Annotated in this window: 10 protein-coding genes and 1 pseudogene; 3 read left to right on the top strand and 8 right to left on the bottom strand. The window is 60.2% G+C overall.

The window, feature by feature from the left end; all coding sequences use genetic code 11:
* Window positions 1-1,578: 1,578 nt before the first annotated feature.
* Window positions 1,579-1,839, bottom strand: a complete 261-nt coding sequence (locus tag NKI64_RS31840; protein WP_352672043.1) for an SOS response-associated peptidase family protein — start codon at window positions 1,837-1,839, stop codon at window positions 1,579-1,581.
* A 96-nt stretch (window positions 1,840-1,935) separates the two neighbouring features.
* Between NKI64_RS31840 and NKI64_RS31835 the strand changes: the two genes are divergently transcribed.
* From NKI64_RS31835 to NKI64_RS31825, 3 genes and pseudogenes are all read left to right on the top strand, one after another.
* On the top strand, window positions 1,936-2,157 hold the full coding sequence (locus NKI64_RS31835; protein ID WP_050485709.1) for a hypothetical protein: 222 nt from the start codon (window positions 1,936-1,938) through the stop codon (window positions 2,155-2,157).
* A 931-nt stretch (window positions 2,158-3,088) separates the two neighbouring features.
* Window positions 3,089-3,615, top strand: a pseudogene (locus tag NKI64_RS31830) (hypothetical protein).
* A complete protein-coding gene (locus NKI64_RS31825) occupies window positions 3,503-3,766 on the top strand; it encodes a hypothetical protein (protein WP_352672046.1) in 264 nt (87 codons plus the stop codon). The pseudogene NKI64_RS31830 and the gene NKI64_RS31825 overlap by 113 nt, the downstream one beginning before the upstream one ends.
* On the opposite strand, the gene NKI64_RS31820 is transcribed toward NKI64_RS31825, so the two are convergent.
* The 7 genes from NKI64_RS31820 to NKI64_RS31790 all read right to left on the bottom strand — a co-directional run.
* On the bottom strand, window positions 3,742-3,981 hold the full coding sequence (locus tag NKI64_RS31820) for a hypothetical protein (RefSeq protein ID WP_023696398.1): 240 nt from the start codon (window positions 3,979-3,981) through the stop codon (window positions 3,742-3,744). The genes NKI64_RS31825 and NKI64_RS31820 overlap by 25 nt on opposite strands.
* A 102-nt stretch (window positions 3,982-4,083) precedes the next feature.
* Window positions 4,084-4,836, bottom strand: coding sequence for a GGDEF domain-containing protein (locus tag NKI64_RS31815; RefSeq protein ID WP_352672041.1), 753 nt, complete (start codon window positions 4,834-4,836; stop codon window positions 4,084-4,086).
* A gap of 165 nt (window positions 4,837-5,001) precedes the next feature.
* Window positions 5,002-5,715, bottom strand: coding sequence for a thermonuclease family protein (locus NKI64_RS31810; RefSeq protein ID WP_352672039.1), 714 nt, complete (start codon window positions 5,713-5,715; stop codon window positions 5,002-5,004).
* Between the two features lie 13 nt (window positions 5,716-5,728).
* A complete protein-coding gene (locus NKI64_RS31805) occupies window positions 5,729-6,928 on the bottom strand; it encodes an ABC transporter substrate-binding protein (protein WP_352672037.1) in 1,200 nt (399 codons plus the stop codon).
* 98 nt (window positions 6,929-7,026) lie between these two features.
* Complete coding sequence (locus tag NKI64_RS31800; protein WP_502901415.1) at window positions 7,027-7,536, bottom strand: transglycosylase SLT domain-containing protein; 510 nt, start codon at window positions 7,534-7,536, stop codon at window positions 7,027-7,029.
* A 282-nt stretch (window positions 7,537-7,818) separates the two neighbouring features.
* The gene (locus NKI64_RS31795) at window positions 7,819-8,190 is read right to left on the bottom strand and encodes a hypothetical protein (RefSeq protein WP_023824758.1); all 372 of its coding nucleotides are present in this window, start codon (window positions 8,188-8,190) and stop codon (window positions 7,819-7,821) included.
* A gap of 67 nt (window positions 8,191-8,257) precedes the next feature.
* Window positions 8,258-10,797, bottom strand: a 2,540-nt coding sequence (locus NKI64_RS31790) for a beta strand repeat-containing protein (RefSeq protein WP_352672035.1), incomplete at its 5' end; no start/stop codon positions are given.

The raw sequence follows: 10,797 nt of genomic DNA, 5'->3' as shown, positions 1-10,797 counted from the left end.
GTCGCCAACTTTGATACTTCCCCGAGCGATGCCCAAGACTTTGGAGCAGCCGGCGCCGGCGTCAAGATGAGGGGGAGCTAATAAAACCCCTCCGCGCCGCGATTGTGACGCGGGGCGATCCGATCGCCGCCAGCGACTTAGCAGACCAATTGACGACAGCGGCCGAGAAGCCTGGCATCCCTGCCGACCAAATCAACGGCGAAATCGAAAGCGTCTTCGAACTGCTCTTAGAGGTGATGCGGCGCGAGAGTTGCGCGAGGAGAACCAGCCCGGAGGCTTCTCCGGGGCTGTGCCGGTCCTGTCCCGTTCCAGCGGATGAACTGCGCCTTCTGGCCGGTGACCGTCTCAATCGACTTCAACAGGGGTCCATGGGCCTCAGGTAGAGCTTGGCAGTGCTCCCTGTGGTACGCCAGGAGCGGCCCGGCGATGCTCTTGTGCAGCGATTCGGCTGCCGCCAGGCGCTCGATTTCAGCCCGGGAAAGCTGTTCGGAAGGTTTGTTCTGGCCATTGGCGCTCTCCATTGAGAGCGTCGCCGCAACGAGGACCATAATTCTACATGCCAGGCCGTCTGACAAGCGCCTCGCCGGCCTTACCCAAAGGAAGACGCAGGGCCACGGCGCCAAGCGGAGCCATCAGGAGCAACCCGCAAAGATGAGCAACGGCAGGCCCGGCGACCTCCTTTGGCACACGGGACAAACAAGAAGGGCGCCGAGCCTTACCGGCGCTGCTTTGTGAGGGAGACGACGCCGGATGATGAGAGTATGCGATCATGCTAATGTCTGCGAACCATGCGAATGAAGGAAAGCCGCGTGGCAGTGCCAATCAATGATAAATCGCTCATCGGTACTGGTGGAAATGTTGCCCTTGATATCGCAGCTCCCCGCGCCGGCCGTGCGGGTGCCACTCAGCCAGCCAGCTGGGATGAGCCGGTCAGGGAACCATCACCAGCGCCGGCAGATATTGCCGTCGCCACATCCACCGCCCCTTTGCGTTCTTGCGCCAGCGGTCGGCCTGATCCGCACCTTGATGACGCTGGACTCTGCCCACGCCCTCTCCCCCGAGTGCAGAATGCTTCCAAAGCGGTAGCGAGTCCAGACCGGAACATTAGCGCCGACTAACGGTTAGTTCGGCAGTGTTCCGAACCGTGATTGGTAGAGCGTTGGTGGCGTTTCATCTTGTCTATTTTTCCGGCCTGACGGCAGACCAGCTGCTAGGCAGCGCCGTTTCTATGATAGTGTGTTTGCTGCTTTATCACGCTCTAGCTACGGACCCCTAACTGATGGTCCACTTCCCGGCTACCCGGCAATCGAAGGTCGCGCGACGTTCCCGACTTTTTCAGCATGATGAGAAGCGCCTCTAGGATTTGTTGTGCGCCCGTAGCCAGTGCCCATGCATTCGCGACGATCTCTTGCTGACGCTCTGTCATCCCGCCCTCCTAAAATATGTGGTCGGAGCGTGCTTTAGAAAGCTTCGCCCCAGCAGGGGCGTGCTTGACGATTTCGGCGAACAGAAAAAGTCGCCGGCTCCGCCCGACCAGGCCGGGATGGTCGTTGGGAAATTTGTTGACGGCGCTGGTGTTCACCTCACGTCCAACGCGGTTGAACTGCAGCTGACCGTCGATGTCGTGGCTGAGAATGTCCTTGAGGCTGGTCCTTTGGTCCCCTGGTCCAGCCAGGCGTCATAGTATGCCTGGTAGAGAATGAGAGGCTGTTGATCATGCAACTGCTTCATCGGTTCTGCGGCAGGCTTTGTGATGATGGTGCAGCTGGTTATGTCGAGATTGGAATTGTAAGCCCAAAGGCCGGCGAACGAGAAAGGCGCGTGGCCTGGCTGGGGCAAAACGCGCAGCGAAGGAGAGGCAATGAGCGCGTTCGCTATTGTTCTCCCTGAGCAGCACGTTCACGCGGCGGGTGCTCGGCCGGCAATCTAGGGAGCATGGCAGTTGCCGGCGCGGTTGATGTCGTCGACAATATCGTGCCATTCTACACCGATGCCTCGATGAAGACACTGAAGTCCATGCCCGAGTTCAAGGCGGTCTTCATAGCCAAGCCTAAGCCCATGCGCGAAATGATCATGCGCGAATGCAATGACGCGGCAATGAGCAAGCCCTACGCCGAGTTCTGCGCCGACGTGAATTCCCTCCGCGGAATGCAGTAGATCATTCACGGTGCCGCGCAGTTTGACGACGATGGTGGGCAAATTGCCCTCATCACAATGACTGCCAGCTTCTGCCGGCAACAGCGTAATGCCAGGGGTGACCGACGCCGGCCCAGAGACTCCCCGGGCCGCTCCTCCCCAGCCTCCAGGCGAGCAGGCCGGCATCGGTCAGTAAGGTCCCGTAGGTGTGCAATATATCGTTGACGCCACGAATTGCGGATGTTCGAAACCGGCGATTGGCCATTTCGTGTGACCAAATTCCGCGACTGTTTACTTGCGATCGCAAAGCCCCGCAACCTGGAGGTTCCGAAGCGCCATACTGGAGTACCATTGGCTTGGTCACGCGATTTGAACCCGACAACGGTGCTTGAACCAGACCAGGTTAAACGTCCGTTATCGTTTTGCGCCAGAAGCGGCCAGTCAACTTCCGGCCAAATGCGGCCGCGCTCATACTACCATGGTCAAATACAGCTCGCATGGAATTAGTTGTCTTCTTGGTCCTTTGGTTCGCCAGACCATACGAGAGATACGAGAGAAACGGCTAGGCGAGCCATCCACTAACGTACTGATTCCTGTAGAAAATGCTGACCCTCCGGGCCATCCACTTATTAAATCAACGGATTACGCTTAATTCTCAAAGTTTGAATTGAGCATCGTCGGCTAAGTCTTTCCGCTCGAGCGAAATGGCTTTGGGCCTGTTCGTCAATTTCTCGCTCTTTCGTTGGCGCCTGTCACAGTAGCTCAAGCCTCCCGGTCTCGAAAGACCCTGCAACGATGCGTATAATCGGCGGCAACGACGTGCAATGAGGCGGGTTCTGAACTCCGTATGGCGAGGACACGTATGAAGACGACTACCTGGGCGCATCCAGATCGTCATCCGTAAGAATACGCTCGGCCTCGGATCGCCAAGGTCTATGGCCTTCCGCATGCGATGACCGATGCCGGCATTTCCTATGGATTTCACGGGCTTTCCTATAGCCATATCGCTTCGCAGCTTCGGACTCGCTACGGACCCGCAGCTGGCGGCAAGGTGATCGTCGCCCATCTCGGCAGCGGTGCCAGTCTGTGCGCCATGAATGCTGGAATAAGTGTTGGGTTTTCGACATTGGACGGCCTCGTCACGAGCACGCGTTGCGGCGCGCTCAACCCTGGCGTCATCCTCCATTTGCTGAATGACCGGAAGCTGCAGATGGACGATTGGTCACCCTCCTCTACGAGCAATCCGGCCTGCTCGGAGTGTCAGGGATATCCGGTGATACGCGGACGCTAATCGACTCCGATGATCCTCTTGCCGCCGAAACAGTCGATCTCTTCGTCTATCGTATCGCACGCGAGATCGGGGTCGCTGGCCGCTGCGATAGGCGGACTGGACACGCTGGTGTTCAAGGCAGGCCTAGGCCAAAACGCCCAATATATTCGAGAGAGGGCCGGGGCTGTGGCCGGCTGGCTTGCGGTTAATATCGACCACAAGCTGAATGGACGAGGCGACGAGGTCATCAGCCTTGCTGGTTCCGACGTTGACGCGCTTGTGATCCCCACGGATGAAGAGAGAGCCGTGGGGATCCAGCTGCTATCTGTGCGCCCTCAAGCTTTGTCGCTCGTGCCCTGAGCGCCGAACCTGATGCTACTCGCGCGGCGGGTGTCTCGACCTGTCAGGAGTTCGGCGGCAGCAGCATGGTCCGATAGCCGGCCATCAAGGCGATCAAGGTTGCTGCAACCAGCGGCAACCAGAACTTGGTCGGTCCGGCAAATACTGCCAGCGATGCGCGGCGATGCCGTCAGCACCGTCAGGAACCAGACCTCCCACGGGTTGAAACCGCCCATGGGTCAATCGTCCGGTTTGGCAACAAGGGCCAAGATGATCGCTGCCGCAGCCGTGCGGCAAGACATTTGCGGCGGTGTTCCTCCGGCAACGACTTGTTTCAGCTAGTTGTGGAGGTGCGACAATTGAAATCCGGGCTGGCGTTCGACGCCGGATAACAGCGATTCCGCCGATCGGAACATGTCCTCGAATTCCAACTCGTTTTCAAACACCACGCCGCCGACGCTGATGGTCAGCGTGTCCGCGGTTCCTTTTGGCGCGAAATAGGCTTGGGCCACGCGCGCGCGGATACGGTCGCCGATCTCCCTGGCGTCGTCTTCTGTCGCACCGGGCAGAAAGACCCCGAACATGGAGGTTCCGATCCGGCCCACCAGATCTTCCTTGCGTACCGATGACTGGATGGTCGAGGCTATGAGCCGCAAGGCTTCGTCACCCCAGCCAAGGCCGAAGCGCAGATTGATCGACCTGATGTGTTCGGGATGAATGACCAGGAAGGCGCCAGATCTTGGACCAGACGATTCCGGCCTGGTTGCTCTCCTTTCGACCATCGACGTGAAGACTGACCGGTTGAGGCAGCCTGTCAGGCTGTCAAAGGTCGCCGACTTGTTGAGTTCTCTTCGATAACGGACGAGGTCGGTCCGCTGCAGTCCAATGAACAGGAAAAGTGGGCCACCGACGATGACCGGCAACAGGATCGCTGTGACCATGCTGCGGCCGAAGGGCGTCAAGGCTTCCGAGAACAGAAGCAGATAATTTAGGCCAACCGAGAGGAGCAGAATTCCCGCCGATCCTAGGGCGGTCAGCCATGCGATATCTTTCCATTGCCGGGGCGAGCTATTCGCCATTGGTGTCATCATTAGCCAATCTCCCGCCTGATCGGCTGTCATAAGGCCAAGGTGCTGCACTTTCAGTTTCGAGGAAACATACAATTTTAGTAATGGCGCAATCACCTACCATCGGCCCGAAATCAGCCCTTCAAAAGCAAGGCTACGGCGGCAAAAGCAACGACACCGAATTATCGGCTATTGTGGCGGGCCGAATATCCCCATCTGCGCGTCTCTGGCCACTGCCTCCGCCTTGCCATAGATGCCACTCGCCAGGGCCGTCGCCCAGCCATTGGAAACAAGCCACGCGCCGACATCCTGCTTGCCCAAGCTGCACGGTGCTCCAATGGCAAAACGATCGATTTCCGGCGGCACGACGCATTTCAGCGCCCGGCCGCGCAGCCAGGAATTGAACGTCGCGCGCGCACGCTGGCCGCAAGGCCAGGCGATGCCACGAAAGGAACAGGTCTCATCCAGGTCAATGCCTTGGATCCCGCTGATGGCTACCTTGCGCCCCATCGATTCGAAGGTTGCCGACGAGGTGGCAACCGGTTGGTACAGCAGGACCTCTTTCCAATCCTTTGGCATTCGCATCCCTGCAGGCGAAGCCAGACCAAGGTCGCTGAGCGGCAGGCGCGGCTCGACCCGTTCGATTTGCGCCGGATCAAGCTGTGGCGGCGCGATAAGGTCCTGAGCAATCTTGCGTGCCCGTCCTCGCCATGGCGTATTGGCGACGGTCGCAATTGGTCGCAGTGGCTGGCTATCGTCGATGGATTGACGTGGCGCTGGTATCGGCCGATCGATGGGAAGCAGATCGGCGGCCCGGATGATCAACAAGACCCCGGACAGGAGCAGCAGGCTTCCGAGCAATATCAAGCGATTGTGCCTCAGCCAGCCCATCAACTCAAGCAAGGTTCCTTGCCCCTCAATACCCCGATGTCGATTTGGCGACCAGCTTGAGTACGCCTTTTCGAACCTGGTAGAAGGGCATGGATCGCTCACTGGAGCCATCCGCCCGAAACCGGAACAGGCCGGTCGATCCGCGAAATCCGCTCCGATTTTCGAGCACCTGCTTGCTGAAGCCGTCAGGCCCGGCCGAACTTGCAATTCCTGCTGTCAGGGCGACCATATCATAGGCGTAGGCGACATTGGCGTCGGCTGGATAATTGTAGGTCGTCTTGAAGCGGTCGGCGATCGGGCCGGTTTCGGTTGGGTCGAGCGTGGCGATGTAGGAGCCTTCAAACAGCGGCTCCATGGGATGTTCCAGCCAGCGGTTGGTTCCAACGACGGCAATTGCTTTTCCAGGAATGCCTTTCGTTTTGAGCGCCGCAAGGATCTGCGCCGGATTGTCGTCGCCGCTGGCGATGATGATGGCATCGGGAGCCTCGACCAGCGAGCCCATATCATTGACCACTTTGGTGCCGCCATCGCCGGCCGGATACGGAATGGTGACGGCGAGCGTCGCGCCATAGATGCTGAGGCTGTTGGCGACCCGCTTTTCAACCGCGCCGGCATTCGCTCCTGCCGCAACGAGCAACACGAACTTCTTGCTGCCTTTGGCCGCCAGGCCGGCTGCGCCCGCGGCCGCGCTGTCGGCCTCGTTGAGGCGGACCGCATAGACGCCCGGGCCGCCAGCGAAATTGTCGGCCAACGCCAGCACCGGCGGCCGCTTCGATCCCGACAGCTTGGCTATGTGCTGCGCGGCCGCGAGTTCGACCGGGCCGATGACGATCTTGGTTCCAGTGGTGATCGCCTTCACAGCCAATTCGCTGGCGTGCGCGCTGTCGCCCTTGGTGTCCTCGACCGTAACCGTGAGCAGTGCGCTGCCAAGGTCGGCCATTGCCAGCTTGGTCGCATCGAGCATCTTCCGGCCGTTTTCGCCGGCGTTGCCCGGGGCCGACAAAGGCAGCAGCATCGTGACCTTCGTCGACCCGGTGCCGAGCGATCGCGTGGCTTGGGCCGGGCTGGCAGCGGCGCCGGCGGCCGGCGCTCCGGGTGCGGCGATCGCCGCCTGGTCGAGCGCGTCCGAGACGCTGCCTTTCGACTGGCAGCCCGACACTATGCCCGCGAACGCAAAGACGATCGCCCACGTCCACGAACCGTGTCGCTGCCGGCCAGAATCCATGATGCCTCCCTCATATCCCGCCGGGTATTTGTCCCGGTCTCATCCGTTCATCTTACGGCAGACTTGCCTCGCCGTCTTTGCAATTGCTGGATTATGGCTCAGCCGTCGAAAAGTTTTGCCCGGAGCGCCTTGATCATTCTGGCTTGCCCGGCGCTTCGATAGTCCGCGCATTTCATGTATCGTGGGCCCGGCACGAACAGGCGGCGCACACAAATCCGCCTCGCCGGGGCAGGGGCACCATCGTCTCCTGCTGTCGGGAATGCGGAGAATCCGAACGTCGCCACCGGCAATGGCCCGGCCACCGCAAAACCTTCTCTCGCCAGGATTGCACGCGCACGCCGGCAGTAGCGGACCGAAAGTTCGGAGAACCGGGTTTCACCGTGCCCGGCACGATACTTCATGACGGTGGTGCAGAGATCGCCTGCGGCAAGGCTGTTTGCCTGCGCCAGATATCTGACGCCGAGCGCGATGTTGGTCGCCGGCGCGCCAAGCTCGTCGAGCGAGCCACGAAAGCCCAGCATTCGGGCCGTCGCGGGCATTACCTGCATCAACCCGACCTCACCATCGGCGCCGTGCACATCGGGATCGAATCCGCTTTCGATCTCCATCACCGCGTGCGCCAGCACCGGCTCCAGGCCGTAGAGCGATGCCTGGCATGTCGCAAACGCCTTGAATGTCGCGCGCGTCCATTCGGAGGCGGTGTCGCAGCGAACCGGCCGCCTCAAGCCGAACGGTGCTGGTCTCTCCAGGCTAGGTCGTTCCAGCCAGTTGGCGCAGGCTTGAGTGGCAAGCTGGCCAAAACCGGTCAATGCGATCGCTCCGGCGATCGCCCTCGTCAATCGTCCGCCGACCATCGGGTCAGCCAACCGGCACTGCCGGATCCCTTCCGGTCAGTTCATGTACTCGACCATGCGGTCGTGGAAGCACTCGCACTTGTTGAGCGTGTCCTCGTCCTTGTAGTTCGTCTTGAGGTAGCCATAGGCCATGCCGCAGGCGACCTTGGCTTCCGACGCCCAGACGAAGGCGGGGCGGGACGAATTGATCCATTCCGAGCTGTTGGCGACGGCCACCGACTCGTCCATCAGCTTGACCACCTGGACCTTGAGATCGACGATGTTGTCGTTCAACACCAGGTTCGATGTGCCGACGGTCCGGCAATAGTCGGCCACCGGCCCGTCGATGATGTCGGCGGCATAGCCCGTCGATCCGACTGCCAGCAACAGCGTCGCAGCGGAAACCAACAGTCTTACGGAACGTTTCATGATGAGATCCCCTCTGTATTCCTAATCTCTAATACATAGCATAGTCGCGTGGCCCCGCACCATGCTCCTAGACCACGTTTGCCGTTGTCGTATGCTGCGTCACTCCGTCATCGTAGAGCAGGGTGATCGTGTTGGCGACGGGTGCGTTCGTCAAGGTGGCCACGTCCACGAAATTGGCGCCGTTGGCCAAACCGTCGGCGTCGACGCTGAGAGTGTTCGTTCCCGCATTGTAGTTCACGAAGTCGCCGACATTGGCCCCTCCGGCGGCTGTATCGAACAGTGAGGTAAGGTCGATGATGTCGCCATGGCCGCCGACACCGCTGTAGTCAGCGATAAGATCTTTGATGTCGAGGTGCTCGAGCTTGAACGTATCGACGCCTATACCACCGGTGAGCGTGTCCTGACCGGAACCGCCGATCAGCAGGTCGTTGCCGTCGCCGCCGAACAATATGTCCGCTCCCGAGCCGCCGTAAAGCGTGTCGTTACCGGAGTTGCCCGACAAGGTATCATCGCCGCGTCCGCCGGAGAGGATATCAGCCTGGAGATTGAGTCCATTGAGGGTGTCGTTGCCGTCCTCGCCGAGCAGCGTGGTTTCTGTCGCGGTCGTGGTGTGAGTGTCCACGCCCGAAGTTCCTTGCCAGGTGCTGAGATCGGGCGAAAGGTGTGCCGTCACTGACCCGGCAATTGGGTCGCCGTCACCGTCGGTTGCCGTGACCGGGATCGAGATGTCGAACGGTGTGACGGCGTTGGCGGTCGTGTAGGTGACCGGGCCCAGTTTGAAGTCATTCGAGCCAACATTGGCCGAAATTTCGATTGCGCTGAACGGGTCTGAATTTGCAACCACGGTAAAGGTGTCGCCTTGCGCAAGACCGGTGATCGTCCACGTTCCGTCCCCATTGTTCGTTGCGGTCGGAGTAGCTCCGCCGGAGCCGTTGACGACAGTGACCAAGGCGCCGAGGGCCGTGCTTTCGCCGGCAACATCACCTATGTAGGTGTTATCATAGTCGGCGTTGACAGGGCGGATCGTTATAGAAACCAGGCCAGGTCCCGAGACATTGCCAATCCCCTGTGTATAGCTAGCCACCTCGTAGTGATCCGTATAGTGGGTTCCCGCCCCGATGCCCGCGGGGGTTCCGGCGATGGTGCCGTCGGTGGTTGCATTGCTGACGAAATCGAAGCGGATCTTCTCACCAGGGCTGATGCTGTTTCCGCCATCGACGCCCCAACTGCCCGTGCTGGTGTTCACGGAATTGGGGCTGTTGGCGGTTGCAAGCAGGTCGCTGGTTGAGCCGATGGAGTCCAGGACAATCGCTTGGTTGTTGCCACCGCTTGGCGAGAAGTTCGCCGTATTGAACTGGTTGCCGGCAAACATCGTCGCGGCCTGGGTGTATGTCCAAGTATCTGTCGCCGGGTTCAGGGTCGCCGTGAAAGCGAGGTCGCTGCCGTTCGCGGCCGAGGTCCGTCCCTCCACAGTATGCGTATCGACGACGTGGAAGAAGACCTGCTCGCCATTCAGGAATATGTTTGTGCTGCCTGATGTGACGGCCGCGCCTTCGGTCACGTTGAACACGACATTGCCAACGCCGTCAGCACCGGCGCTCGCGGCAAAATTGATGCTCTCCGTCAGCACCGTATGCGTGGTGTTTTCCACGAAGATGCCATCCGGCTTGAATGGCAGCGGAACGTCGTCCAGGACCGTCAGATTGACCGATCCGGAAACATGATCACCGCTGGTGTCGGTTGCCACCACCTGAAGCCCGTTGATGGTGACGTTGCCCGAGCCGGCAAGATGCTGGAGCTGGTCGGTCAGTGTCGCGGTAACGACGGGTGTCAACGAACTGTTGGCGCCGGCGCTTGTGTTTGACAGCGCCAGATAGACGAATGCGCCGAGGTTCACGCTGCCGGCCGTTTGTATCAGACTGCCGACGAGTTGGTTGCCCACGAGCGCCCAGCTGATTGTGTATCCAGAGGCTAGGCCAGAAACAGTCGGCGCCACCCAGTTTGGATCGCCGGTCGGGTTGGCGAATGCAACATTAATGGCTTCGCCGGTCGTGGTGAAGGTGATGCCGCTGATTGCTTGCGCCGTCTCGCCGCGGCTGCCTGGGTTGGTGCCGGTCACGGCCCCGGCTTGGAGATCCGCAGGCGCCGAAGCATCGAGCGTAGTGTCGAGCGCGGCTTCGTTCAATGTCAACGACGCTGTCCCGCCACCCGATGGAACGGTGTTGGTCTGCACATTCAGGGTCACCGTGGCCGTCGAAGTGTCGCCGTCACCGTCCTTGATCGTGTATGTGAAAGAGTCCGAGCCGATATAGATGCCCGTCGGCGTGTAGGTGAACGTTCCATCGTTGTTGTAGGTGACGGTGCCGTGAGCACCGTTGGTGGCGGTCACCTGGCCGCTGACCGGATTGTTGTCGGTGTCGACGCCATCGGCGCCGAATTTGTCGTTGTCCAAGAGACCAGTGAGAACCGTTGCACCTGTGATGGTCGGAGCCCAGGTGTCGTTCGTGGCCGTCGGCACGTCGTCGACGATGGCGACGTTGATGGTGCCGGTGGTGGTGTTGCCGTTGGCGTCGGTGACCTTGTAGGTGAAGCTCTCTGCGGCGTTGA

Origin of the sequence: Mesorhizobium sp. M0478 (assembly GCF_040321305.1) — a bacterium.
In the GTDB taxonomy this organism is placed as follows: domain Bacteria; phylum Pseudomonadota; class Alphaproteobacteria; order Rhizobiales; family Rhizobiaceae; genus Mesorhizobium.
The sequence above is the reverse complement of the archived record's forward strand: the minus strand, read 5'-3'. Positions and strand labels throughout refer to the sequence as shown.